The sequence below is a fragment of the Salidesulfovibrio onnuriiensis genome (assembly GCF_008001235.1).
Lineage (GTDB): Bacteria > Desulfobacterota > Desulfovibrionia > Desulfovibrionales > Desulfovibrionaceae > Pseudodesulfovibrio > Pseudodesulfovibrio onnuriiensis.
Window position 1 is genome coordinate 2,547,737 of sequence record NZ_CP040751.1, and the last position, 26,629, is coordinate 2,574,365.

Annotated in this window: 15 protein-coding genes; 8 read left to right on the top strand and 7 right to left on the bottom strand. The window is 56.6% G+C overall.

Features of this window, described 5'->3' with window-relative positions; genetic code table 11:
- The first annotated feature begins 41 nt into the window (after nt 1–41).
- A complete protein-coding gene (ettA, locus tag FGL65_RS11540; protein WP_147821340.1) occupies nt 42–1,724 on the top strand; it encodes an energy-dependent translational throttle protein EttA in 1,683 nt (560 codons plus the stop codon).
- Between the two features lie 45 nt (nt 1,725–1,769).
- Here ettA and FGL65_RS11545 read toward each other — a convergent pair whose 3' ends face one another.
- The 5 genes from FGL65_RS11545 to FGL65_RS11565 all read right to left on the bottom strand — a co-directional run bounded on the left by FGL65_RS11545 (nt 1,770) and on the right by FGL65_RS11565 (nt 13,767).
- A complete protein-coding gene (locus FGL65_RS11545; RefSeq protein ID WP_147821341.1) occupies nt 1,770–4,034 on the bottom strand; it encodes a response regulator in 2,265 nt (754 codons plus the stop codon).
- Between the two features lie 9 nt (nt 4,035–4,043).
- Nucleotides 4,044–7,484 (bottom strand): hybrid sensor histidine kinase/response regulator, encoded by a 3,441-nt coding sequence (locus tag FGL65_RS11550; protein WP_187170367.1) that lies wholly within the window; start codon nt 7,482–7,484, stop codon nt 4,044–4,046.
- 134 nt (nt 7,485–7,618) lie between these two features.
- Complete coding sequence (locus FGL65_RS11555; protein ID WP_147821343.1) at nt 7,619–9,856, bottom strand: GGDEF domain-containing protein; 2,238 nt, start codon at nt 9,854–9,856, stop codon at nt 7,619–7,621.
- Between the two features lie 251 nt (nt 9,857–10,107).
- Nucleotides 10,108–12,345: a carboxyl transferase domain-containing protein gene (locus FGL65_RS11560; protein ID WP_147821344.1), complete on the bottom strand. Its 2,238-nt coding sequence runs from the start codon at nt 12,343–12,345 to the stop codon at nt 10,108–10,110.
- Between the two features lie 3 nt (nt 12,346–12,348).
- The gene (locus FGL65_RS11565; protein WP_147821345.1) at nt 12,349–13,767 is read right to left on the bottom strand and encodes an ATP-binding protein; all 1,419 of its coding nucleotides are present in this window, start codon (nt 13,765–13,767) and stop codon (nt 12,349–12,351) included.
- 236 nt (nt 13,768–14,003) lie between these two features.
- On the opposite strand from FGL65_RS11565, the gene FGL65_RS11570 reads away from it, so the two are divergent.
- Both FGL65_RS11570 and FGL65_RS11575 read left to right on the top strand, forming a co-directional pair.
- The gene (locus tag FGL65_RS11570; protein WP_147821346.1) at nt 14,004–15,266 is read left to right on the top strand and encodes an NAD(P)/FAD-dependent oxidoreductase; all 1,263 of its coding nucleotides are present in this window, start codon (nt 14,004–14,006) and stop codon (nt 15,264–15,266) included.
- Nucleotides 15,267–15,527: 261 nt separating this feature from the next.
- The gene (locus FGL65_RS11575) at nt 15,528–16,385 is read left to right on the top strand and encodes an ABC transporter substrate-binding protein (RefSeq protein WP_187170368.1); all 858 of its coding nucleotides are present in this window, start codon (nt 15,528–15,530) and stop codon (nt 16,383–16,385) included.
- A gap of 14 nt (nt 16,386–16,399) precedes the next feature.
- Here FGL65_RS11575 and FGL65_RS11580 read toward each other — a convergent pair whose 3' ends face one another.
- Nucleotides 16,400–18,601 (bottom strand): adenylate/guanylate cyclase domain-containing protein, encoded by a 2,202-nt coding sequence (locus FGL65_RS11580; protein WP_250645472.1) that lies wholly within the window; start codon nt 18,599–18,601, stop codon nt 16,400–16,402.
- 151 nt (nt 18,602–18,752) lie between these two features.
- Here FGL65_RS11580 and FGL65_RS11585 point away from each other — a divergent pair, with 151 nt between their 5' ends.
- From FGL65_RS11585 to FGL65_RS11595, 3 genes are all read left to right on the top strand, one after another.
- The gene (locus FGL65_RS11585) at nt 18,753–20,066 is read left to right on the top strand and encodes a TolC family protein (RefSeq protein WP_187170369.1); all 1,314 of its coding nucleotides are present in this window, start codon (nt 18,753–18,755) and stop codon (nt 20,064–20,066) included.
- Between the two features lie 66 nt (nt 20,067–20,132).
- Complete coding sequence (locus tag FGL65_RS11590; protein ID WP_187170370.1) at nt 20,133–21,794, top strand: ATP-binding cassette domain-containing protein; 1,662 nt, start codon at nt 20,133–20,135, stop codon at nt 21,792–21,794.
- On the top strand, nt 21,787–23,133 hold the full coding sequence (locus FGL65_RS11595; protein WP_147821351.1) for an HlyD family type I secretion periplasmic adaptor subunit: 1,347 nt from the start codon (nt 21,787–21,789) through the stop codon (nt 23,131–23,133). Before FGL65_RS11590 ends, FGL65_RS11595 begins: the two co-directional genes overlap by 8 nt.
- 7 nt (nt 23,134–23,140) lie before the next feature.
- On the opposite strand, the gene FGL65_RS11600 is transcribed toward FGL65_RS11595, so the two are convergent.
- Nucleotides 23,141–23,866: a sulfite exporter TauE/SafE family protein gene (locus tag FGL65_RS11600; RefSeq protein WP_147821352.1), complete on the bottom strand. Its 726-nt coding sequence runs from the start codon at nt 23,864–23,866 to the stop codon at nt 23,141–23,143.
- A 154-nt stretch (nt 23,867–24,020) separates the two neighbouring features.
- Here FGL65_RS11600 and FGL65_RS11605 point away from each other — a divergent pair, with 154 nt between their 5' ends.
- Complete coding sequence (locus tag FGL65_RS11605) at nt 24,021–24,203, top strand: ferredoxin (RefSeq protein ID WP_147821353.1); 183 nt, start codon at nt 24,021–24,023, stop codon at nt 24,201–24,203.
- Between the two features lie 180 nt (nt 24,204–24,383).
- Nucleotides 24,384–26,603, top strand: a complete 2,220-nt coding sequence (locus FGL65_RS11610) for a PAS domain S-box protein (RefSeq protein ID WP_187170371.1) — start codon at nt 24,384–24,386, stop codon at nt 26,601–26,603.
- Nucleotides 26,604–26,629: the final 26 nt, after the last annotated feature.

The window sequence follows — 26,629 nt, forward strand, 5'->3', positions numbered from 1 at the left end:
TCTCTCGAAACTTTCAAATAAACCGCTTTCAAGGTGCATCAATGAGCAACGATCAGGAAAAAATCATTTATTCCATGTACAAGGTGACCAAACGCCATGGTCAGCGAGAAGTACTGAAAAACATATCCCTGTCCTATTTCTATGGGGCCAAGATCGGCGTGCTGGGTCTGAACGGCTCGGGGAAAAGCTCCCTGCTGAAAATTCTGGCCGGGGTGGATGAAAATTTTGAGGGCGAAACCCATGTTTCCCCGGGTTTCACCATCGGTTACCTGGAGCAGGAGCCCCTGGTGGATGAGACCCGCACCGTGCGCGAGGTCGTGGAAGAGGGCGTGGGCGAGACCATGGCCCTGATCAAGGAATTCAACGAGATCAACGAGAAATTCGCCGAGCCCATGGAGGCCGACGAAATGGACGCCCTGATCCAGCGCCAGTCCGAGGTGCAGGAGCTCATGGACGCAAAGGGCGCCTGGGATATCGATTCCCGCCTGGAGATGGCCATGGACGCCTTGCGCTGCCCCCCGGGCGACACTTCGGTTTCCGTGATCTCCGGCGGTGAGCGCCGTCGCGTGGCCCTGTGCCGCCTACTGCTCCAGAGCCCGGACATCCTGCTACTGGACGAACCCACCAACCACCTGGACGCCGAATCCGTTTCCTGGCTCGAACGTTTCCTGCAGACGTTCCCGGGCACGGTCATCGCCGTGACCCACGACCGCTATTTCCTGGACAACGTGGCTGGCTGGATCCTCGAACTGGACCGCGGCCGCGGCATCCCCTGGAAGGGCAACTATTCCTCCTGGCTGGAACAGAAGGACAACCGCCTGAAACAGGAGGACAAGGAAGACTCGGACCGCCGCAAGACTTTGGAACGCGAACTCGAGTGGATCAAAATGTCTCCCAAGGGCCGCCGCAAAAAGAGCAAGGCGCGCATCAATGCCTACGAATCCATGGTTTCCCATGAGAGCGAGGCACGCTCCAAGGAACTGGAAATCTACATTCCGCCGGGAAATCGCCTGGGCAAGCAGGTCTTCATCGCCGAGGGCGTGCGCAAGTTCATGGGTGAAAAGCTCCTGGTGGATGACATGAGTTTCATCATTCCGGCCAACGCCATCGTGGGCATTGTGGGCCCCAACGGCGCCGGTAAGACGACCCTCTTCAAGATGCTGGTCGGTCAGGAACAGCCCGACACAGGCTCGCTGAAAGTGGGGGATACCGTGGATTTCGCCTACGTGGATCAGAACAGGGATTCCCTGGAGGCCGGCAAGACCGTCTATGAGACCATCAGCGGCGGGGCCGAATTCATCAAGCTGGGAGCCCGCGAGGTCAATGCCCGCGCCTACTGCAGCCGGTTCAACTTCCAGGGTTCGGACCAACAGAAGAAGGTGGACGTGCTTTCCGGCGGGGAGCGCAACCGGGTGCACCTGGCCAACATGCTCAAATCCGGCGCCAACGTCATCCTTCTTGACGAACCCACCAACGACCTGGACGTGAACACCATGCGCGCCCTGGAAGACGCCCTGGACAACTTCGCGGGCTGCGTGATGGTCATCAGCCACGATCGCTGGTTCCTGGACCGCATCGCCACGCACATTATCGCGTTCGAAGGGGATTCGCAGGTCATTTTCCACGAAGGGAACTATTCCGACTACGAGGAAGACCGCAAGAAACGTCTGGGCGCGGAGGCGGATCAGCCGCACCGCATCAAGTTCAGAAAACTGACTCGATAGCGAATACCATGAAACAATGAAAGGCCGGGACACCCCGGCCTTTTTTTATTGTGCGTCCGCCCTGCACCTGACGGGAAGGCGGAAGAAGAACGTACTCCCCATATCCAGCTTGGACTCGGCCCAGATGCGTCCCCCGTAATGGTCCAGTATCTTGCGGCAGATGGTCAGCCCGAGACCGCTTCCCTTGGGCGCATCGTGCATGGTGTCGCCCTTGGTCACCTGCTGGAACTTGTCGAAAATGGTTTCCAGCTTGTCCGGCGGAATTCCTGTTCCCGTGTCCGAAATCCGGACGACCACCGCTCCGCTGGGCTCCACTTCGGCGGCCATGTGCACGCTCCCTTCGAAGGTATGCTTGGCCGCATTGTTCAGGAGGTTCACCAATACCTGTATGATCCTGTCCGGGTCGAGGATGAGCCGGGGCACGTCGTCATGGACCTCGGTGGACAGCGAAACACTTTTCTTCTCGGCGAAATCCCCTTGAACCGCGCGGATCGATTGCGCAAACACCGCTGCCAGGTCCACCTCCTGGTCATCCCATTCGATACGGCCTTCCTCTATCTTGGAGATATCGAGAAAATCGTTGATCAGCCGCGTCAGGCGTTCTCCCTCCGTGGCAATGATTTCAAGGTTGTCCACAATGCGTTTGCTTTTCTTTTGCAGCCGGTCCTCGCCCTCGCTGAGGGGCTGAAACGTGTTGATGAATTCCTTGCTGATAAGCTTGGTGAACCCGAGAAGGGAGGTCAGCGGAGTGCGCAGGTCGTGGGAGACCGAGGAAACCAGTTCCGTCTTCATCTCGTCCTGTCGGCGAAGAACCGTGTTGGCCAGTTCCAACTCCCGTGTCTTGTTGCGCAGTTCTTCGGTCCTGGCCTCCACCAGTTGCTCCAGTTCCCTGTTGATCCGTTCCAGATCGTCCTCTGCGGTCTTTCTCCGGGATATATCCACGACAAATCCTTGATAGAAGGAGTCGTCGTTGCTGTTGGTCAGTTTTTTAGCAGAGATGCTGAGCCAAATTTTTTGTCCGTTTTTTTTCCGGAACTCGGCTTCGAAATTATCCACCTCTCCCTTTTCTTCCAGCAGGCGGGAATATTCATCCCGTACCTCAGGGGAGGCATACAGCTGTTCCCTGATGTTGGTCACGGAATTGATCAGTTCCGACACGGACGAATAACCGAACAGCTCGACCAGGGCGGGGTTTGCATTGAGGAAACGTCCCTCGCGAGTGGTCTGGAAGACGCCCTCAATGGCGTTTTCAAAGATGCTCTTGTATTTTTCCTCTGTAAGCTTGAGCCGCTTCTCGGTGAGCCGGAGTTCCTGGGCCCGTTCGCGGACCCGTTTTTCCAGCTCCCGGTTCATGTCCTCGAGTTCCCTGGTCAGGTTCAGCCGCCTGTCCATCTCGGTCTTGAGATGCAGCACGGCCTGGATCCTGGCCTGGACCACGGGCATGCTGAAAGGTTTGGTAATGTAGTCCACGGCCCCGTATTCCAGGCCCTTGACCTGGTCCACATCCTCGCCCAGGGCGGTGATGAAGATGACCGGGATATCACGGGTGCGGATATCGGCCTTGAGGCGGGCGCACACCTCATAACCGTCCATGCCCGGCATCATGATGTCCAGAAGGATCAGGTCGGGAGAATCTTCGGAAAAGGCCGTCTTGAGGGCCTCCTGCCCGTTGATGGAATACAGGACCTCATATTTGTCGGCCAGGTTGTTCCTGAGGATGAATATGTTGTCGGCCACATCATCCACGATCAGCAGGCGTTTCTTTCTGTCCTTGTCGGGCCGGTTATGGAAAATAGACTGATAGCGTTCCTCGTAGGTCTTCAAGGCATGCTGGGCCTTCTCAAGGTCGCTCAAGCGGTTCTTCACCTGCGCTTCGAGCTGCTTGTTCAGTTCCTCCATCTGGTTCTTGAGTTCCAGCCTGCGCTGAAGCTCCCTTTCCAGGTTCAGTATGGAACTGACCCGCGCCTTGACGATCTTGATGCTGAACGGTTTGGTGATGTAATCCTGTGCTCCCAGCTCGAATCCCTTGGCCTCGTCTTCCTCCAGGGAACGTGAGGTGAGAAATACCACGGGAATGCCCTTGGTCTGCGGATCGGACTTGAGGACCCTGCAGACTTCGAATCCGTCCATTTCCGGCATGATGATGTCCAGGAGAATAAGATCGATTTTCTGCGCGGAATTGGCAATCTCAAGGGCCTCCTTGCCGCTGGTTGCATAGAGCAGGGCAAAGTCGTCCTTCAGGTTTTCACTCAAAAACCAAATATTGTCCGGCGAATCGTCCACTATGAGCAAGGTGCTTTTTTCTGGCATGCCTACCCCTTACAGCTCCACTTTGAGTGCCTGGGCTATTTTCATCAATACATCCAAGGATTTTTCCGTATTGAGCTTGTATACTGAGTCGGAAAGCTCCCGGAGCTCCTCATGCAACTTGGCCGGTACGATTTCCGAAAGCAGGGGCAGCCGGTCGATGACGTCGGTGCTTCTTTGAAGGAGCAGGGCATGGAATTCTTTCAGCGATTCCTCCACTTCCACCATATCGCATTCCCGGAGCGGTTTGGAACCGTTGCCGGACGTGTCTTGTTCCTCCAGCGGCAACTCCTGAAGCACGCTGATAAGCGCCTCCATTTCCCTTGCAAATTCTTCATAGTGGCCTTGCCAGGAATCCGGCGATTCCTTTTTCAGTGCTCCATCGAACTGCCGGGCGGCTGCGAACAGTGGGCCGGCCCCGAGATTTCCCGAAGTCCCCTTGATGGTATGAACTAACGCCTTGAGTTCGTCATGGGCCTGCGTGTCCAGCAGATGACGTACCGTTTCAACGCATGTGCCGTAATCGCACAGGAAGTTGTGCAGAAGTCTTCTGTAGAGCGGGCCATTGTTCTTGATGCGTTCCAATCCGGCATCAATGTCCAGCTCCCGCATGTTGCCCGGGCGGTCCGGCCATGAGTTATCCGCGACTTCCGCCTTCTGAACGGGACGTTTTTCGTATTCCCGCTCCCTGGGCTCGATCCATTGGATCAATGCTGAAAACAACTGGTTTTCATCAATAGGTTTCGCCACATAGTCGTTCATGCCGGATTCAAGGCATTTTTCCTTGTCGCCGATAAGGGCATGTGCGGTCATCGCAATGACGGGAAGCCCCTGGAGGCGCAATTCCTCGCGAATGATCCGCGTGGCCTCGTATCCATCCATTTCAGGCATCTGAATATCCATGAGGACTGCATCGTAGGGCTGATTGCGTTCCTGCTGCGCTCGGATCATGCCCACGGCTTCCTTTCCATTGTCGGCGACCTCGACCATGAGATTGGCGCTTTCCAGAATCGCCGTGGCCACGCCCTGGTTGATTTCATTGTCTTCCACCAGAAGAATCCTGGCCCCGCCGATTCCCTCCAGTCCCTTGATTTCCTTGGTCCTGTCTATCTCAACCCTGTGCAACATGGCCTCGTCGTGCCCGAAAATCTCCATGATGGCGTTGAACATGTCCGAGGAGCTGACAGGTTTGAGCAGGTATCCGTCGATGCCGGTATCGTGGGTTTTCATTTTCAGCAAAACTTCGTCGCGGCCGTACATGGTCACCAGAAGCAGTTTCAGGCTGTCGCCCAGAGCCGGGTCCTCCCGGATGACCTGGGCCAACTCGAAACCGTCCATGCCCGGCAATTTGAGGTCCATGAGAACAAGGTCGAAGCGGGATGCCCCATTGTCGTTTCGGAGCATGTCCAGTGCCTGTTCGGCGGATTCAACGCACTGCGTTTCAAACCCGAGATTTCCGAGCATTTCGGTAAACAGCAGCCGGGCGGTGTCATTGTCGTCCACGATGAGTACCCGCAGACCGCGAAGATCGATGGGGGCGATCAGGGACCGCTGGCGGCTCCCTTTCTGCCTTCCGAAGGTGGCGGTGAATTGGAAGGTGCTGCCCTGGCCGGGCTCGCTTTCCACCCACAGCTTCCCCCCCATGAGGGCAACCAGACGCTGGCAGATGGAAAGCCCCAGGCCGGTGCCTCCATATTTGCGCGAAATGGAGCCATCGGCCTGCTTGAAGGGCTCGAAAAGGGAATTGGCGACCTTTGGGTCGATGCCGATCCCGCTGTCCTGCACCGAGAAATGAAGAGACACGCTATTTTCGTCCCGGGGCGCTTCTGCCTGAGGGCCGACCTTGAGCACGATCTGCCCATGATGAGTGAATTTGACCGCATTGCTGATGAGGTTGATGAGAATCTGGCCCAGCCTCAGGGGATCGCCCACCAGGGAAAGGGGAGTGTTGTTGTCGATGATGTAGAACAGTTCGAGTTCTTTTTCCGCGGCCTTGTCCGCGAACAGGCCGGATATGCGGTCGATGGTTGAAGTGAGCAAAAAGCCCACGGAGTCCAGCTCCAGACGCCCGGCCTCGATCTTGGAAAAATCGAGTATGTCGTTGATGATGCCGAGCAGGTGGTTCGAGGAGTCCTTGACCTTTTCCAGATAGTCCCGCTGGGTCTTGTCCAGCTTGGTCTTGAGCACCAGGTTGGTTAGCCCGATGACGGCGTTCATGGGAGTTCTGATCTCGTGGCTCATCCTGGCCAGGAATTCGCTCTTGAACGAACTTGCCGCCTCGGCATTTTCCTTGGCCACGGCCAGTTCCCTAGTTCGCTCCTCCACCAGTTCCTCCAGGTGCGCGTTCATTTCGGCCAGTTCCTGCTCGGCCAGCTTCACCTGGGTCACGTCCACGAGGATTCCGTCGTAATGAAGGACATTCCTGTCCGCATCCCGGATGACTCTGGCAAACAGGGCGCCCCAAATGACTTGCCCGTCCTTGCAGTGGATCCGGGCCTCGTATCCGCGAGAGCCGCTCTCCGATTCAGCCAGGGAAAGCAGCCTTGCGGTATCTGCCGAATCAACGCAGAGCTGTTCGCGGATATCGGTTATGGAGCCGATGAGCTCCTCAGGGGTGTCGTATCCGAGGATATCGGCCATGGCCGTATTGGCCGTGATGAAATTGCCGGCGGGTGAAAACCTGAAAATACCCACCAGGGCGTTCTCGAAGATGGAGCGGTATTCGAGCTCGGCCTGGGCCAAGGCCTCCCTCGATTCCATGAGCGCCTTGTAGCGCAGTTCCAGTTCCCGGACCATGCCGTGAATGGATTGCTGCATGCTCTGGAGCTCCAGGCTGCCTCCGGTCTCCACATCCGTGACGGCGGAATCTCCCTGGCTGACCCTGCTGGCATATTCTTTTACCGCCTGGAGCGGCGAGATGATGGTCGTGCGTATCAGCAGGAACAGGGTGATGATGAGTATGCCGTCCACCGCAAGGATGGCGCTGATGATATTCCCAAGAAAGGACTTGAGCTCCTCCTCCATGAACCGGGGAGAGTAGAAGAGGGTGAATTCGCCAATCTCCCGGTTCTTGTAAACCAGCTTCCGCGAATCCCTGAGCAGGTCTTCCCCGCCGGAGACAGTGTCGGAAGAAACAGCCTGCCATTGATCATTACGTGCGATGGCTGTGCGGTCTTCGCCGTATTTCACGCTAACGGCATAGACCTGTCTGTCCTGCATGGCGCTGTGGATGATGTCGTTGATCTGGTCTTCATCATAGTTCCACACGGGAGTTCTGAGACTGATGGCTAATTGCGAGGCCAGGGCGTCCATGGCGGCCGAGAGCTTTTCCAGGTTGTGCTGTTTTTCGGTCCGATAGCGCAGGGCCCCGAAAACGCCCAGAAGGATGGTGGTCACGGCGACCAATCCGATGACCACCGTGAACGTCAATGGCTTTCCCTGACCGAACCGCATGCCTGCTCCCCGCTGTCCTGCTAGGTTTGAAGGTGCTCCTGGTATCAATCTGGCGGGAAATGACATCCTGTTACATTATTTTATGCAACAGGACGGCCTGGGCAACTTGGACAGGTCACCCGGCGATGCCTTTTTTAAACGCAGACAGGACAGCCCAGCGGGGTGCGGCGGTCCTTGGCATAAGCGTTGCCGGCAATGGATTTGGCGTATTTCTTGATGTCGGCAGCCCGTTCCCCGATCTCCATGAGTGTGCACTGGCCCTGGATCTCAATGACGCCGAGGGAAATGGAGACAAGGGGATACTGCCGTTTCTTGCCGTCCCGGCCCTTGGCGTGAATCCAGCCCCGGTCCCGGTCCTGGGCGGAATAGTGGCGATTCACCAGCCTTTTGAAGCAGCGCAGCACCGAGATGCAGGTCTTTTCCACGGATTCGGGCTTGGTGATCAGCACGAAATCGTCGCCGCCGATATGGCAGAGCAGGGAGTCCTTGGGGCAATGCTTTGTCGCCGCCCAGGACATGATGTCGGCCGCCAGCTTGATGATAGCGTCGCCGTTTTTAAAGCCGTAGGTATCATTGTAGACCTTGAAGTGGTCCAGGTCCCCATAGATGATGCAGAAGGAATCCTTGCGGGTGATGCGGGATTCCACCTCCTGCTCCAGGGCGACATTGCCCGGCAGTCCGGTGAGCGGGTTGGTTCCCCGCGCCATCTCCACCTGGACCCGGGCCAGGGTGTTGAGCAGCTTCTGCACCGTGACCACGCCGAACAGGACTCCTTTGCGGGTAATGATGACCTCGTCATAGGCCTTGAGCGTCTCGCGATCCATGGCCATACGCGCTGCCTGTTCCACCGGCGTGGATTTGTCCACGATCAGCGGGGATTCGTCCATGACATCGGTGATGGAGCGTTTGGAAAACAGGGCCACCCCATACTGGGAGGAGAGCTGCCGGTTGAGGTGGTACTCCATGACCAGCCCCCGGGGAACGTTGTCTTCCGTGACCACGATGCTGGGAAATTGCTGATTGTTGGAAAAGAAGTCCTGGGCGTCGGCGACAATGAAGGAACTGTCCACCGCATAGGGAGCTTCCGCGATTTCCCCGATGGGAATGGAGCAGGTTACGGTCTTGCGCGGCAGTTCGGACATGGATTGCAGTTCCCGGCACTCGGGGCTCAGTTCCGGCTTCGGCTTTTCCGGATATCCGAGGTAGTAACCCTGCCCGCAATGAACGCCGATATCCATGAGGCATACGGCCTGGTCCCGGGTCTCGATTCCCTCGGCCACAATTCTGGATTTGATCTTGTCGGCAAAGGTGACCGTGGTTTCCACCAGGGCTCGTTTGACCGGATCCCGGTGGATATTGTGGATGAGCGATTTATCCAACTTGATGAATTCCGGATGAAGCTCGGCAATGGAACTCAGGCCGGAATAGCCGGACCCCGTGTCGTCCAGCGCAATCTGGAATCCCTGGCTCCGGTAGTGGTCCAGGGTGCGGTAGAAAAGGCTGAAATCCTGAAGGCTGTGGCGTTCCGTGATCTCGAAAACGATGTTCTTGGGCGAGAGTCCCACTTCCTGAAGCAGGGCGAGCGTCTTTCCCGGGGTGAATGCCGGATCGGCCATGGTTTTCGGGTGAATATTCAGGAAAAGACGTTGCCCAGCGGCAATGGGACCCAAATTGCGGATGGCTTTTTCCCTGCAGACCTCTTCCAGGGAAAAAAGCCTGCCGATCTGTTCCGCCAGTTCAAACATGACCAGCGGGGACTCGAATGGGGACCCCTGAGGCCCTCGGGCGAGCGCCTCCCATCCGCAGATGTTTCCGGTGCGGAAATCCAGGATCGGCTGATATTTGCATCGAATGGTTCTTGAATGGACAATTTGATTGAAATATTTGGTGATTTCAAGAGACTGCAGATCCAGGGGCTGGGTTGCGCACAAGCGCGCCTCCTTGATGGCGTGGGAAAATGCCATGTCCCAGTCCCGCCCATTCGACTCAATGCAGCTATAGCCGATGCCCAGCTCTATACCGAGCCCGGTCCATTTGAGCATGGTCCGTTTCATGGCGTTCTGGGCCTGCAGTTTGAAGGCATAGGCGATATCGCAGAGGTTGCCCCCTTCACCGTCCCCCTCGTCGGGGCAGAGCAGGATGTATTCTCCCGGCGATTGGGTGAACACCGAAACGCCGCTTTCCCCGTATTGCTCCTGCGCCGTCTTTACCAGTGAATCATTGAGTTCCCTGTCGAGTTGTCCCACGAAGTCATTGCCATACATCTCCTTGAAAAGCGCGTAGTCGCGGATGATGACGAAAAGCAGGTTGGACGAATGAAAGCATTTCAGTTGCGCCTGCAGCGCGGTGCTGTCCGATAAAGCCATGTGCATAGAATCTTCCCCAGGCCGTGATGATGAGCTGCGGTTCCAGAATCGAAAGATGGAGTGGTTCATCGGAACTCCCCCGGATCGAAGCTGATGTGTGTGTAATTCCCTCTCCCCAATACAGCTGGGCATATTAGCTCCCGGGGAAATGGATATGTTACCTTGCTGTGACGATTGCATGAAGATTCCTGGGGATTGGATACAAAAAAAGGCGGAAACCGAAGTTTCCGCCTTGAGTGTCTCGTTGGAGGGGAGGACTACCTGTAATACAGGTTCCTTCCGCCGATGGTCAGGAACGACTGGTGCAGGTTCTTGCGAATGTCGCGCCTGTCCCAGACCCCCTGGATATGACCCCTGGAAAGGGCCTTGTAGCAGTTGTGATAGTCCGGCGAGATATCCATGCCGGTGGTCTCCTTGATCACGCCGGGCCCCGCAAAGCCGATGTTGGAGGAGCGTACGGCGTACTGGTAGGGCGAGCAGCCCAGGAAGGAAGCCAGCGGACCGGCATAGGAGTTGGTGTCGTAGAGCACGATGTACAACCCGCCCGCCTCGATGTAGTTGCGCACGGCCATGGTCACGCGGGGCATCTGGATGAGACCGTTAAGGCCTTCCTGAATGCGGATGCCGGCGGTGCCGTGGATGTATGCCAGGAAGGGCTGATGCTTTTTCTGGGCCAGCTCCAGGGCTCGGATGAACTTTTCGCCCTCGGCGGCGCCCACGGAGCCGCCCCGGAAATTGGCCACCAGCATGGCGCAGGTGAGCTTGATGCCTTCCAGCGAGGCGTGGAAGGTCATGCAGCCGCTCTGCATGCCGTTCTTTTCCTTGGCCGCGTCCACGCGTTCCTCGAAGTTGGGGAATCCGGTGGGGTTGCCCGCGGCAATATTCTTGTTGAACTCCTGCAGGGAGTCCTTGTCGAAGACGTTGTGCAGGTACCACTGGTATTCCATGCGGAAATGGTGCCCGCAGGTGGGGCAGACGCCTGCAAAGTCCGTGTACAGGTCGCGCGCCCAGATATCCAGGCACCCGCGCTTGGAGGAATGCGGGCAGGAGACCTCTCGGTCCTGGACGGATTGCGGGCTGACGTAACCGTGCCCGTTTTCATGGGCCTGCTTCTTGTCCGGCACGGACAGGCCGGTCAGCTCCATTTCCACCTGCTTGTCCCCGGAGCCGATGCCGATGGCCTTGAGTCGCTTGCCCGCAAAGGAACCCAACTTCCCGGTGACCACGTGCACTTCGTCGGTAACTTCCTCAATGACGCGCTTCACGGTGTGCTGGATGGGTTTTACGATGCCGTAGGCCACCACGGAATAGGTGGTGGAGACAAAGCCGGAACGGGCGGCATTGATCTTTTCCCAGAAGGTGCGGTTGTCCTGGTAGGCATGCTGGGCCATCTGACGGTACTTCCTGTACCTGCGGTCCAGCAGCCGCTCGCGGGCACGCTCGCTCAGGTTCCAGCGCACGATGACGTCCGCGTCCTTCTTGAACAGCTTCAGGGCCAGGCCGCGCAGGAAACGAACGCTGCGCACGCTCAGGGTCACTTCGTCCGTGGCCTGAATGACCCGTTCGCGAAGTTGGCGGTAGAAGTCGAAGTGGTCGGAACGGGCGCCCAGAGGCGGTTCCTGGATGATGTCATCGATATAGCCATTGGCCAGGTTGTCCTGGGCCGTGATCTTCTGATGGCTGGCGCAGGACTCGATGAGCTCCTGGGAAGCGCGCTGCGGCGGTCGGATACGGCCTTCAATGGCTGCCGCGCCTTCCGGCGAGATCACGGAATAGTAGCCGTGGGAGAGCATGATGCGCTTGTCGGCCATGCCGATGGCCTCTGCGCCGCCCGAGCCGCCTTCCGAGAAGATGGCGACGATGGGTACGTCGAGTCCGCACATCTCATAGATATTTTCGGCAATCTGCTGGGCCGCGCCGGGAAAGTCCTCCACCGGGTAGGAGCCCGGTGTGTTCACGTAGGCGTGGATGGGAATCTGTTCCCTGGCCGCGACCTTCATGTACTTGAGAGCCTTGTAATTGCCCCAGGGCTTGATGGAGCCGCCGTTGCGGAATTCCTCGCCGTGGCCCTTTTCCTGGCCCACGACCATGACCGGCTGGTTGATGATGGTCTTGCCCTTGCGCCTGGTGACATAGGCGCGGGCGATGACCATGCCGGGATCGATGCTGTGTTCGTCCTGGCCTCCGATCTCGTTGTAGTTGTCGTAGACGTTTTCCAGGATATCCTTGAGGCTCACCCGCTGCGGGTGGCGGACGATGCGGACCTTGTCCATGGGGGTCAGGCGCGCGTCCAGGGAAACCTCGAGGGATTCCATGCGTTTCTCGAGAGCCTTCAGGGCGTTGGCCGCTTCTCCGTCCGAGGAAAAGGCCTGCCCGTCAAACTCGACGATGCGCCGCATGAGTTCGTCCAGTTCGGGACTCTCCTTGTCGCCCAGGATTTCACGGGCATAGTCGGCGCGCTGCTGCAGTTCGGTTTTCTTTTTATCAAGACTCATAAGCTAGAATTCGAGCAGGTTCTCGGTTTTTTCGATAAGGAACGGAATGTTGGTTTTCATCCGGGTGCCCGAGGCGTCTTCGCCGTCGAGCTTGAGATCCCTGAGGAACTCGAGACCGCGTGCCTTGGTTTCCTCCAGGTTCTTGCCCCAGATGATGGCCAGTGCCAGGTTGGGGTCGTATTCCGTGGGAATCTGGTAGGGCCTTTCCCGCGGCACATGGGTGTGAATGGACAGCCAGTCCTTTTCCGCCCAGCCGACAGTGTTGATTTCACCAACCCAGGGGGTGAAGCCGCTTTCCGTATCCTCGGCGATGAGCCGGTATTCGATGCTCACGCCGTCGAAGGTTATGTCCTTCTGGGAGTAGCCGAGGGATTCGCCCAGGCCCACCCGGATTTGCTCCCGGATCAGATTGACCTCGGGGTTGCCCTTGGTTGACGCGATGGAAGCGGAAACGCCGTTTTCCACCTGAATGCGTGTGTTCACTTCCATAAGGAAGGGCATGCCGTTGGGCGTCACGATCCATTCCCAGGTGCCGACGTTGTCATACTTGATTTCGCGGGCCATGGACAGGGAGTGCTCAACGATATCGTCAAGCACCTTCTGGGCGTCGAAGGTATAGGCCAGGTTTTGCGGCCAGAAGCCGGGAGCCACTTCGATGCGTTTTTGCAGGCCGGGGCTTTGCACCGAGCAGTTGCGGGTTCCGAAGTGAACCGGGTTGGTGCCGGAACGGTCGGAGACCACCTGGACTTCCAAGTGGTTGAAGTTGAAGATGCGCTGCTCGATGAGCACGCCCTCGTCGTTGAAGGTGCGCATGGAGTAGTTCCGAATGCGGCGGTAGACCTGGCGGAAACGCGCCATGTCCTCAACCTCGTCGATGCCCATGCCGCCACCGCCCGCAGAGGCCTTGACCAGGACGCGGGGATTTTTGATTCCCTGCTTTTCCTGAAATTCGAAAAGGCTTTCGGCAATGGTTTCGGCTTCCAGCTCATCATAAATGGCCCGGTCGGAACCGGGAACGGTGGGCACGCCGAGTTTGCGGGCTAGCCGCTTGGTGTTGATCTTGTCGCCGAGATCGCGAATCACCCACCAGGAGGGGCCGATGAAGATCATGGGCCGGTCCCGTTCGGTGACGCGTCTGGCAAAACGATAGTTTTCGGAAAAAAAACCGTATCCGGGATGGACGGCGGTTGCGCCGGAATCATCGGCTACCGCCAGGATGTCTCCGGCATCATTATAATTCTGTATTTTGTAGAGGGACTTTTCCCCGCCCAGTTTGCGGGCCATGTCAACATGGCCGGATTCGGTATCTTCAGCGGTGTAGAGTGCAACAAAAGGCAGTCCAAGGTCGGAGCAGGCCTCCATGATGCGAACCGCGATCTCACCTCTGTTGGCGATCAAAACTTTGTGTCCGTTGATGCTCACGGCTACTATCAGTCTCCTATATGAATTTTAGCGACCATGCTCATTAGCTTGTCTGTGCGGGTCTGGCAAATTTTTTTTGTCGTTTAAAATTGCAATTTCAAACCGTTGTTTTTATTGGGCCCCCATATTGCGGTGGACGCGGCAGGGAAACAAAGCTACCTTTTTCAATGCAAGACTGCTGGTAACCACTTGATTGTCGACATGACCATCATTGAGAGCATCAAAAGGGGATTTCAATGCATTACGTAATCGTGGGAAACGGTGTCGCCGCAATCGGGGCGGTAGAAGGAATCAGGCAGTACGACACCGAAGGGGCCATTACGATAATAAGTGATGAAGCCGTTCCAACTTACGGTCGTCCCCTCATTTCCTACTATCTGGCCGACAAGATCAAGCTCGACACCCTGCCGTACCGGCCTGAAAAATTTTACGCCGACAACAAGGTGGACATGAAACTTGGTTCCCGCGTGGCATCGGTTTCCCCGGAAGACCACTCCGTGATCCTGGAAAGCGGGGAAGCCATTGCCTACGACAAGCTTCTGCTGGCAACCGGCGGCGCTCCCGCCGCACCGGAGATCCGGGGCATTGAGGGAAAGGGGGTATACAACTTCACCACCGTGGCGCACGCCGAAGCCCTGAAAGAGGTCATTGATTCGGTCAAGAGCGTGGTGGTCATCGGCGCCGGGCTCATCGCCCTCAAGGCGGCCGAAGGATTCGCCGAGCGCGGCATCGACGTCACCCTGGTGGTCCGCTCCAGGATCATGCGCTCCTATTTTGACGAAACCGCGGGCGACATGGTGGTGAGCCACCTGGAAAAGAACGGCCTCAAGTTCCTGCAGGGAGTAGAGATAAATCGCATCAAACGCTACGGAAACGGCGGGGTGAAGGGCGTGGACACGGACAAGGGGTTCATCCCCGCAGACCTGGTCATCGTGGCCGCGGGCGTGGCTCCCAACATGGAACTGGCCTGCAATGCCAAGCTCAACACCAACAAAGGCATTGTCGTGGACGATTTCATGGGCACCAGCAACGCCGACATCTATGCCGCTGGGGACGTGGCGGAGGCAAAGGACATGCTCACCGGCGAATATACGGTGCGGCCCATCTGGCCCAATGCCTATTCCCAGGGGCGCTATGCCGGCTTCAACATGGCCGGGGCCGGGAAATCGTACTCCGGCGGCCTGAGTATGAACTCCATTACCTATTACGGTCTTGCCACCGTGACCATCGGCGAGACCATCCTGAAGGATGAGAGCCAGTACGAGATCAGAATCACCGAGGATCAGGACAACTTCATTTACCGGAAACTCATTTTCAAGGACGACATCCTTGTGGGCTGCATCCTGATAGGCGACATTGATGCGGCAGGGTTCTACACGAGCTTTATCAAGAACCAATTCAAGCTGGATGGCGAGGGCAAGGAACTGCTCATGACCGGAGACCCATCCCCGGCGCTTTGGCCCGACGAATACATAGAGGCCATGCTCAACAATCCGTAAGAAACATTTTACAAGCCCCCGAAAGGGGGCTTCTTTTTATCCGTAAAATAATGTCCTCCCATATGAAATGGCGTACACTGTTTCGTAAAACAGGCCTTTTCGAAAACGCGACCTGGGGGCGATATGAAAACTATCCTGGCGACTTGTTTTGCGATCATCTTATTTTGTACGTGCGCCCATGCACAGGCCGGGGCAAAAAAGGTCCTGGTGATAAATAGCTATCATGCCGGCTATCCCTGGGTTGCAGCGCATAACGAGGCCTTGAAAAGCAAGCTGCAGGACTCTGCCGAGTTGTTTTTTTTCGACATGGACACCAAGCGCCTGCCAAAGGGGCAGCATCCTGCCCAGGCGTTGAAAGCCATGAAAATGATTGACGAGGTACACCCAGACGTGGTGGTCGTTACCGACGACAATGCGCTCATGTTCCTGGGCCGCTCCATTCAGGACCTGCACATTCCCATCGTCTATCTCGGGATCAATGCCAACCCCCGGTGCTATCTCGAGGACATGACCGGAGTGACCGGAGTGTTGGAACGGCCACTCATGAAGCGGTCCATCGCATACCTCAGGGAACTTTTCGCGGAACAGTTCGACAAATGCCTGGTCATGTTCGACGACAGCTCCACGGCCCAGGCGGTGCTGGAGACGACATTCTACGGTCACCGCAAGCTTTCTTTTGCCGGGACGGAAACCGAAGTGGTGCTGACCAACAGCTTCACCGAATGGGAAAAGCGTGTCTCCAGCGCCAAGGAAAAAGGCTACGACGCGATCATCGTCGGCCTGTACCATACGATTCGAGACGATGCGATGGACTATGTGGACCCGGATACGGTTCTGACCTGGACCGCCGCCCACACGCCCGTCCCCATTTTCGGATTCTGGGATTTCACCATCGGCGAAGGCAAGGCCATCGGCGGGCTCATTCATTTCGGCGAAGACCAGGGCAAGGCTGCGGCGCAGCTCGTGCTGAGTATTCTGAACGGGGCGGATCCGCGACAGGTCCAGCCGGTGACAGCCGAGCAGGGCCGTTTCATATTCAGCCGCCATGAATTAAAACGTTGGGGAATCGAGCTTCCGGACGATTTTGCAAGAGGTTCCGAAATCATCTTCGTGGATTAGGCCGCAAGCCGGCCTTATTTGGACTTGTGGGTAAAGACCCCGTCCCATTCTCCTTCGGGGGGAGTTTCCGCGAGGATATGGCAGCGTTCGGCGTACATGGAGTAGAACATGTGATCGTTGTACTCCTTGATGATGGTCTCGAATATCTCTGCGGCTTTTGAAAAATTTCCCTTCTTGTAGAGAGCCAATCCCTTTTCGTGCAGCGCTAGTTCTTCGCTTTTGCGTTCGGCGTCGTCAATACGATGAACCGTGTAGATGGTCACTGGTTCCACCTTGCCCTTGACCCGAACCCTGTCGAGCTCCTGAAAAACGTGGGTCGTGCAGCAGGCCTCGGCAATGGTCTGGCTGACCACGATTTTCTGGCCGTAAAATTTGGTCAGGCCTTCCAGCCGGGAGGCCAGGTTCACGTTGTCGCCGATCAGTGTGTAGTCGAACAGGTCCGCCGATCCCATGTTGCCCACGCGCACCGTTCCGCAATGCACCCCGATGCCGATGGCGATGGTGAATCCGTATTTCTTCGTGAAGACATCCCTGTTGAGCTCCTCGAGCTTGTCGAGCTGTTCCAGGGCCGCTTCCAGCGCCGTCAACTGATGCGTCTCCACATCAAGAGGAGCGTTCCAGAAGGCCATGATCGCATCGCCGATAAATTTGTCCAGGGTGCCAGAGTGGGCGGTGATGATTCTCGTCATGGGAGTCATGTAGTCGTGCAGCAACTCCGTGACCTGGGTGGGGGTGAGTTTTTCCGAAAGGGATGTGAAGCTTCGGATGTCGGAGAACTGAATGGTGACTTCCTTTTCCTGCCCTTCGAGGCTGAGGGAATCCGGGTCGTCCAGAATCCTGTTGATGACCGAGGGGGCCAAATAGTGGGCAAATGCTCCCTGGATGAACTGCTTGGCGTGTTCCTCTCGCCAAAATTTGAGCACGGTGAGAACGATGAAGGTCGATGCCAGACAGATGAAAGGATAGAATGGCGAAATAAACAGACCAGCCTCGGTATAGAGGCCCACCGAACCATACCAGAGCCCGAGCCAGACCCCGAGCAGGGGCAGCACGATATAGGCCGCGCGCGTCCAGGTGATGAGCATGGTGGCGAGAAGCCCTACGCAGACGATGATGAAAAGCAGCAGGGCCGGCCCCCAGCTGGGGGTGCTGATGAACTGCCGGGACAGGATGTTGTCCACGATGGTGGCGTGGGTTTCCACGCCCGGGTAATAGTTGTCGAAAGGCATGGGACGGAGGTCCCGAAGGCCGGAGGCGGAGGTGCCGATGAAGACTATCCTGTCTTTCAGGAAAGCGGGATCCACCGTGCCGCTTAGCACATCCGCCGCACTGATGTAGTTGAATGTCCTGCTGGGGCCGCGATAGTTGATCAGCATCTGGCCTTTTCTGTCCACGGGAATGACGGCCGGGCCGATGCGCAGGGATTCAACGCCCAGCGAAGACAGCTTGAGCACCACGTTGCTGATCCCGGTGGCCTGCATCAGGGTGGAAGCCGCCAGGCTCGGGTAGAGTTTTCCCTGCCAGCTGATCAGCAGGGGAACGCGGCGGAAAATGCCGTCCTCATCCGAGGCAATGGTGATGAAGCCCGATGCTGGAGCGCTTTGCGCCAGTTCCGGGAGGGGACATATGGTTCCCGCGGCGGCATGAAGCGCCTGCTGCGGTTCCAGGGCGTCCGGCGTCTTGAGTACCGAAACCTTGCAGGGAGGGGCCAGACATGCCTCGTCCTGATTGGGAGCATCCGCCTTGCCGAAAATGAAGTCGAGGCCGAGCACAAAGGGCCCCTGGGCAAGCAGGTTTGCCAGAATCTTGTCATTGTCTTCCAGTTGGCGGGGAATGCCGCTGAAATGCGGCTCAACGTTCAGATCCCGCTTGAGCTGCTCCTTGAGCACCACCAGCGAGGTGTTGTCCCGCTCCACGAAAATGATATCGCTCCCCACGGCCCGGGCCCCCATCTGCATGAGATTGCCCAGCAGGAGGGCGACCCTGTATCGCGGCCAGGGCCATTGGCCGTATCTGGCCAGACTTTTTTCATCAATATCCACGATGACAGGACGGTCCGTTGCATTGGAGGAATGGTATTTCCGCAAGAGCTGATCATAGATCTTGTAGTCCAGCAGCTTCAGAAACGTGGGCTGGAAAATGTAGAGAAGCACCACTAATAATGTGATGGCCATGCCCGACAGCAGCAGGATCAGGGAATCCTTTTTTATTTTCATACCCATCGAGTTTGCTTCCTCCATCGCCAAATACAAGGGATTTATCAATACAACCCTAGATTTCTCTTGCAAATTAATCTATTACAAATATGATATTTTATCATTGTAATTATTGTACAAATTGACAAACAATCACCGGGTGGGGTGTTTTGTGTTCAACAGACTGATTTTAATATCTTTTCTGATTCTTTGCTGTATATCACTTCCGCTGCAGGTTCAGGCGGATGAGGCAGACGGCGTCATTGTTCTGGAAAATGTCCTTTCCGAGCTGGTCCAAACGCATGACAGAATCCAGGCTGCGGAATCCGCGTTGAAGTCAGCGGAGCATATGCTGGGCAAGGCCAAGGGCGGGTGGCTCCCCCGGGTGGATGTGACCGCGGAAGGTGGGCACGAGGACATCGACAAGCCCAATGCCGACACCAGCTACAACCGAAATGAACAAACGTTCAAGGTCACCCAGAACGTCTATGACTTCGGGAAGACCTCCGGCGACATCGCTTCCTATGAAAATCTGGTCAACGAAAAACAGGCCCGGCTGCTCAGGACCAAGCAGGAAATCATTCTCAGCGGCATCGTTGCCTACCTGAACCTGATCAAGCAGCGGGAAATCCTGTATTATGTCATCAAGACGGAAAAGAGCATCAAAGAACTTTCAGGCATGCAGGAGGCCCTGGTCCGCAAAGGGGCGGGGCTTTCGTACGAAGAGCTGCAGGTGAAAGGCCAGCTCGTGGGCGTACAGTCCCGGCGCGTCACCGCCGAACGCGAGCTTCAGAAGGCCAAGAACAACTTCAAGGCCGTCTACGGCTACTTTGTCAATGAAGACAGCATCGCCAAGCTGCAGCTTCCCGCATCGCCCGTCGCCCTGATCCCGGCCACCCTTGACGAGGCCATTGACAAGGCCGTCGTCAACAATCCCGACCTACAGGAACTGCAGTTCGTCGTCGAACGTCTCCGGGGCGTTCTCCAGAAGAACCAATCCGCGTTTTTCCCGGAATTCGATTTGGTCCTTGACGGCAAGCGCAGGGAAAACGACGACGGGCTTTCCGGCGTCCGGTGGGAAAACAGGGCGACCATGGCCATGAACTACAATCTCTTTTCAGGCATGTCCGACACCGAAGCCGTCAAGGCGGCCAAGCAGGACATCATTTCCGCCAAAAAGCAGCAGTTGAACCAGAGGCGCACCGTTGAGGAAAATGTCCGCAACGCCTGGGTGGAATTGCTGACTCTCCGGAAAAACGTGGAGCTTTACGACAACCAGTCCAGCATCACCTGGGAATTCCTGGGCCTGGTCAAGAAAAAGAAGGCCATGGGAGCGGACGTCAACCTGCTCGACATCCTCGTGGGCGAAAGGGACTACATCAATTCGGTCAGCGCCAAGGTGGAAGCCGAAGTCGAAACCATCATTGCCAGCTACAAGCTGTTGCAGGCAATGGGCATCATTTCCGTGGAAAGCACCAAAAGCTAGGAAATGCCGCTTCGGTGCGGTTTTTCAGGGGAGCGGACAATGCAGGAATTCTTCAGGCGTCTTTTCTTGTCCAGAAGGCTCGCCGCGGAACTCGTTGTCGCCTCCTTTTTCGTCAACCTGCTTTCCCTGGCCATGCCCATCTTCGTCATCCAGATATTGAGCCGGTATATCGGCTACGGGTTCGACGGCACCCTGTATACATTGACTTCGGGCATGTGCCTTGCCCTGTTGCTGGGCTACGGTTTCAATGCCGTGCGCCAGAAGATAGCCGCCGCGATCTGCCGGGGGCCGGACGCTGAACTGCATGAAAAGGTCCAGCAAATTCTGGCGCAGGCCCATCTCCAGCCTCTGGCTCGTTATTCCCATTCCGAACTCCATGAGCTGGCCTCCGGCCCGAATCTCATCCAGGCAGCCTTTGCTCCCGCCAGGGTCACGGCTCTGCTGGACATGCCGTTTTTTCTGCTTTTCTTTCTGGCCATCTATCTCATCAGCCCGATTCTTTCCCTCATAACGCTGATAGCTGTCGGCGTTTCGGTCCTGGCCGGTTTCCTGGACAAGGAAGCCAACCGGGAAAACGACATGGACATGCGGGATGCGGCCACCGCCTACAGAGGGGCCCTGGCTGCGGCCATGAGCGCCAAGGAGGCGGTTCGCGCCTTTTGGGGCGGCGAATACCTGAAAGGGCTTTGGAGAAGGCAGCAGGAGAACATCGAGCAGGTTAGGAACAGGATTTTCGACAGGCAGGGTCGGGCCAAGGGGGTATTGCAGACTTTGGCCTCCCTGCTGCGCGTGGCCGTTTATGCGGTTGGCGCGAAACTGGTGGTGGAGGGAGACCTGACCGTAGGCGCCCTGATCGGCGTGAGCATTCTCGCTTCCAAGGCCTTCATGATCACCAACGGATTCGTTCAGGCCTTCCTCATGCTGCGCAAGGCCGATGAAACGCAGGAACGGCTCGGAAAGTTCTTTTCCCTGCCCAGGGAATCCGAAGAAGGAACCACGCTTCAGAATTATCTCGGGGGGGTGCAGTTCAAGGACGTGGGATTCGCCTATCCCACGAGTTCCACACCGCTGTTCGAATCCCTGAATCTCGCCGTAGCTCCGGGCACCCTGGTGGCCGTCAGCGGATATAACGGTTCCGGTAAATCCACGTTCATAAAGATGATTGTAGGCCTGTATTCCCCCAGACGCGGAAGCATACTTGCCGACGGTGTCGATCTGCGGCAGCTTTCCGCCCCCTGGTGGAGGAGACGCCTGGCGTATCTGCCCCAGGAACCGGTATTCATCAACGGAACATTCCGCGACAACATCACGCTCCTGGCTCCGGACGCCAACGAGGAGACGCTTGAGGACGCCGTAACGGCCGCGAGCCTGCGTCGCTATCTCGACCAAAGCCCCACGGGGCTCGACACCATGATTTCGGACAGCGGAGCCAGCCTCCCGGTGGGCATCCGCAAACGTCTGGGCCTGGCGCGTGCGCTGGTCGGCCAGGGACAACTGGTTGTTTTCGACGAACCGACAGAAGGTCTCGACACCGAAGGCTGCAAGGCCGTTTACGACATCATGAGCCGTTTCATCCAACTGGGACGGACCATGTTCGTCGTGACCCAGGACCCTCGGATACTCAACGCGGCCCAGGTCATTGTGGACCTTTCAACGAAACCCGTTCCCACCGTGCGGGAAACTCCCCGATCCGTGCCGCAGCAGGTAGCCGGAGGTTCCCATGGCTGATAACGGGCTCCCCAAAAGACAAAACGACGTCAGCCTCAGCACCCGGATGCTGTTCTACCTGTGTTCGGCATTCTGCTTATGTTTCATCCTCTGGGCCTCCGTAGCTCCCCTTGATATTGTCAGCGATACCGTCGGCGAGGTGATTCCCAGCACCAAGGTCAAGCGCATTCAGCACCTTGAGGGGGGTATCGTCAGTGAAATCAAGGTAAGGGAAGGGGAAAGCGTCCAGGCGGACCAGCCCCTGGTGGAACTTGAATCCACAGCCAGTTGGTCCACTGCCGAGGAACTGCGGATACGGGTGAAATCCCTCATGGCGGACGTGGCCCGGCTGGAGGCCGAGGAACGCTGGTTTGCGGCCGATACTGATGGCAATTCCACGCAAATCGCCTTCAAGCCCGGCGGGGTGTCTCCCCGGTATCCTGATGTCCTTCTGAAGGAATCCCCTGAATTGATCAAACAGGCGGACAACCTGTATGAGGCCCGCCTTCGTTCCCTGGAAAACGATATTCGCGTCGAACGGGAGCGGATCACCCAACGGGAAAAGGACATTGAGGAAATACAGGTCCGCCTGTCCAACCACTTGAAAAATTTTCAGTACGTTCGGGAACAGATTTCCATCAGCGAAGACCTGCTCAAGGAAAACCTGACCACCCGATACAAGCATCTCGGCTTTCTCAAGGAAGAGACACAGCTCAAGAGCAAGATCGGCGAGGAACGGACCTCCCTGGACCGGGCCCGTTCGGAGCTGGCGTCCGCCCATGAAGAACTGGATTCCGTGTACAACCGCCATCGCGAACAGGTGCAGAAGGCCATGGCCGAGGCAAAGCAGGAGTACATGGAGTTTTCGCAACGCCTCAAAAAGCTCGAGGACAGCCTGAAGAGAACCGTGATCCGTTCTCCCGTGGCCGGGGTCGTCAAGGGGGTCTATCTGGTCAACGAAGGGGAGGTGGTCATGCCCGGGGTGACCATCATGGACATAGTCCCCACCGAAGACCGGCTGGTGATAGAGGCCCATCTGCCGCTTTCCGACATCGGGTATGTTTCGGTAGGCCAGGAGGCAATCGTACGCCTGGCCTCCAGGGATGCGCGCCGATTCGGCATGTTGGCCGGCAATGTGAAGAATGTTTCGCCGGACGCCATTTCCACCACGGACAAGGGGACCTTCTACAAGGTGTTGGTGGAGACCTCCAAGGACCACTTCGAACGCGACGGAAACATTTATCAGCTCTATCCGGGTATGCGGGTCCTGGTGGGAATCAAAACCGGGGAACGAACCGTTCTCGAATACCTTCTCTATCCCTATTTCGACACCCTGTATCAAGGGCTTCGGGAACGCTGATTCCTGCCTACACCAACGTCTTCACGACCATGGCCAGCCCCAGGAAAAAGACCAGGAGCGAAGCCAGCTTTCTGTAGATCGTGTCGTTGATCCTCTTGTAACAGAATACTCCCGCGCCGATTCCGAGCAATGTTGCCGGAACGGCAATGGTAAAGGCCTTCAGCACATCCATGGTGATCAGGCCGCTGACCGCATGCGATGCGGAGTTGAAGACCGAGGCAAACAGAAAATACGTGACCATGGTGGATTTGATCTTGTCCCGGTTCCAGGGCTGCAGCGTCAGGTACATGATGATCGGCGGTCCGTTGGCCCCGATGCTGCCGCCGAGTATCCCGCCGATAAAGCCCGCCATACCGCCCCAGGCCAGATGCAGTTCCTTTGTCGGACGTGGGGTGAAACGCATGTAGGCGGTGAAAAGCAGGATCAGAATGCCGAGCCCCAATGTCAAAACGGCTTCCGAAAAGGTCTTGAGCGCATAGACCCCCAAAGGCAGGCCGAAAACGGAGGCGCCCAGCATGATCAGAAAGCGCTTGCCATCCAGGTTCTTGCGCAGCTGGAAACTCAGTATGCCGTTTATGATCAATGCTGTCAGACAGATAAGGGGTATCAGCAGCTTGATGTCAAAGACGAATGAGAGGAGGGGCAGGGAAACGAGAACGACTCCGAAGCCGGTGACGCCTTGCACAAAACTGCCGAACATTATGGCGAAAAAAAGATAGATGTATTCTGTCATGCGGCAACGAACCTAGAAAAAACTGCGCGCCAAGGCAATGCCCAGGAGAAAAAATAAAGCCAGCCCCTTGCCTATATTTAACAAAATCGCGTATGGTAGAAGAAGCTAATATTTAGGTATGGACCAATGAATCAAGTTTCCAGGAGGAATCGCCATGGCCATTGTTATTGATCCCGATGAATGTATCGGCTGTGAAACCTGCGTTGAATTATGTCCTGAGGTATTCGAAATGGACTCGGACGGGGAAAAGGCCGTCGTCATTAATCCGGATTCCACTGCCGACTGTGTCGACGAAGCCATTGACACCTGTCCCAGTGAGGCCATTTCCAAGGGGTAAAATAAACGGCATATTCATGCGGAGCCGCCTTCGGGCGGCTTTTTTTATAATTTATGCATGAAGAATGGAGGGTATTCTATCTGAAAACACACACAACAAAACAACGCGTGATCAATGCTGCAACAAAGCAAAAAAGGAACTGCACGAAGTCTGCCCTGGCTGTGGGTGGCGTTACCTTCCATGGCGACGTTGCTTATTGTTATCCACGCTTTTTATTTCATTCAACTGCCTTCAATCAAATCTGGGCTTCATGATCAGAAGCGCGCCGAGGTCAGGGAGCTTGTGAACAGCGCATGGGGCGCTGTCGATATGCAGTATGTGCTGGAACAGTCCGGGGAGTTGAGCCGGGAGCAGGCGCAGGAGGCGGCCTTGCGGTTTCTTTGCTCCATGCGACTGGGGCCGGAACGGGGAAACCGGTTTTGCATCTGCGGAAAGGACGGAAGGCTGCTTTCCCCCTCCGGCGGAGAGTCAAAATGCTTCGCAAAGGAAGAGGGGTGGACGGAAATCGTCTCAGCATTGGCGGAAAAGGCCCGAAACCATGGTGAAGGATATGTCGAGATTGCGGAGCAGTCCGGACAAAACGTCCCGAAACTGATTTATGTGCGGGCATTCGCCCCCTGGGACTGGGTGATCGGTTTCTGTGTCTACACGGACGAAACAAAGCCCGTGATCGATCATCTCATCGATCTCCTAAACCTTTCCATGCTGCTGGCTTTCGGCCTTATTCTGGTCACGTCCATTCTCGTCTTTCGTGTCGGACGGGGAGAGGGCGCTTCGGCCGGCCCCAGCCAGAAAAGGCTTCACTCCATTTTTGATCAGACCAACCAGTTCATAGGGCTGCTGACGCTGGATGGGCACACCATGACGGTGAACCGTCCGTTCTTGAATTTCATCGGCATGCTGGAAAGTGAAATCGTGGGGCAGCAATTCTGGGACACCCCGTGGTGGAGACATTCCGAGGAGAGCCAGGAACGCCTGAAGCGAGCCATTGCCGAAGCCCGCGAAGGGGAAACGGTCCGCTTCGGACTCTCCGCCACCAATGTTCAGGGCGATCCGCGCAGCATTGATTTTTTGATCAAGCCGATCATGAATGACGAAGGCGGCATTGCCTACCTGATGGCGGAAGGCCACGACATAACCCCGCGCGTCAAGGCGGAGGAGGCCCTTCGCTACAGCGAGGAGAGCTACCGGGAACTGGTGGAATATGCGCAAAGCATCATCGTGCGCTGGACAACGGAGGGAACCATCGTCTTTGCCAATGAATTCGCCTTGAATCTTTTTGGTTATGACGAGGCGGAGATCGTGGGCAGCAATATCCTCGGCACGCTCATGCCTCGCAACCAGGAAAGCGAAGAACGATGGTTTTCGTTTGTGGAAGAAATCGGCAGCAGCAGAAAAGAGGCCTTTTCGCTTGAGAAGGGCTGCAACCGGAAGGACGGAAGCGAAATATGGATCTCGTGGACCAACAAGCCGATTTTCGACTACAAGGATCGCTTTGCCGAGGTCCTTTCCGTGGGGATCAACATTACGGACCGGAAAAAGGCCCAGGACGAACTGGAATGGTTAAACGAGGAACTGGAGCTACGGGTCAATGCCCGGACACTGGCCCTTGAAAAATCTCTCGAATCCCTGAAACAGGCCCAGGAACAACTTGTCGAATCCGCCAAGATGGCTTCCTTGGGCGGGCTGGTGGCGGGTGTTGCCCATGAAATCAACACGCCGCTGGGAATCGGCGTGACCACCATCAGCTACCTGGACGACAAGGCCGCCGAATTGGCCGAACGGTATGATTCGGGCAAGGTCAAACGTTCGGATTTCGAAAAATTCATCAAACTCTGCCGGGAATCCACCTCCGCCATCTCCATGAATTTGGAGCGCGCCAGTGAATTGATCCAAAGTTTCAAGCAGGTGGCCGTGGACCAGACCTCGGAGCAACGGAGAAAATTCAAACTTAAGAATTACATTCAGGAAGTCCTGCGCAGTTTGCATTCGAAATACAAGGACACTTCCCACACCATCGAGGTGACCGGTACGGAGATCTCGTTGCTCAGCTACCCGGGGGCCATCATGCAGGTGTTGACCAACCTGTTGATGAATGCCCTCACTCATGCATTCGAGGATAGGGAAAACGGTCATGTGACCATTGACGTGGCCCCGCTGGAAAAAGGGGTCCGGTTCACCTTCATCGATGATGGACAAGGCATGAACGAAATGATCAAGAGCCGGATCTTCGATCCGTTCTTCACCACGAAACGTGCCAGCGGCGGCACGGGCCTGGGACTGCATATCGTCTACAATCTCGTTACCCAGAAACTGGGCGGAACCATAAGCTGCGAAAGCGAGGCCGGGAAAGGCACCTCATTTATCATAGAGTTGCCTCGCGAGGCCCCAGTGATATGATTACATAAACACAGCCTCCTGTTGCG

Bases quoted from the DNA above. Each gene is read 5' to 3' on its own strand.
- ettA (WP_147821340.1), top strand. From the start codon at position 42: ATGAGCAACGATCAGGAAAAAATCATTTATTCCATGTACAAGGTGACC.
- FGL65_RS11545 (WP_147821341.1), bottom strand. From the start codon at position 4,034: ATGCCAGAAAAAAGCACCTTGCTCATAGTGGACGATTCGCCGGACAAT.
- FGL65_RS11550 (WP_187170367.1), bottom strand. From the start codon at position 7,484: ATGCGGTTCGGTCAGGGAAAGCCATTGACGTTCACGGTGGTCATCGGA.
- FGL65_RS11555 (WP_147821343.1), bottom strand. From the start codon at position 9,856: ATGCACATGGCTTTATCGGACAGCACCGCGCTGCAGGCGCAACTGAAA.
- FGL65_RS11560 (WP_147821344.1), bottom strand. From the start codon at position 12,345: ATGAGTCTTGATAAAAAGAAAACCGAACTGCAGCAGCGCGCCGACTAT.
- FGL65_RS11570 (WP_147821346.1), top strand. From the start codon at position 14,004: ATGCATTACGTAATCGTGGGAAACGGTGTCGCCGCAATCGGGGCGGTA.
- FGL65_RS11580 (WP_250645472.1), bottom strand. From the start codon at position 18,601: ATGAAAATAAAAAAGGATTCCCTGATCCTGCTGCTGTCGGGCATGGCC.
- FGL65_RS11595 (WP_147821351.1), top strand. From the start codon at position 21,787: ATGGCTGATAACGGGCTCCCCAAAAGACAAAACGACGTCAGCCTCAGC.
- FGL65_RS11600 (WP_147821352.1), bottom strand. From the start codon at position 23,866: ATGACAGAATACATCTATCTTTTTTTCGCCATAATGTTCGGCAGTTTT.
- FGL65_RS11605 (WP_147821353.1), top strand. From the start codon at position 24,021: ATGGCCATTGTTATTGATCCCGATGAATGTATCGGCTGTGAAACCTGC.
- FGL65_RS11610 (WP_187170371.1), top strand. From the start codon at position 24,384: ATGGCGACGTTGCTTATTGTTATCCACGCTTTTTATTTCATTCAACTG.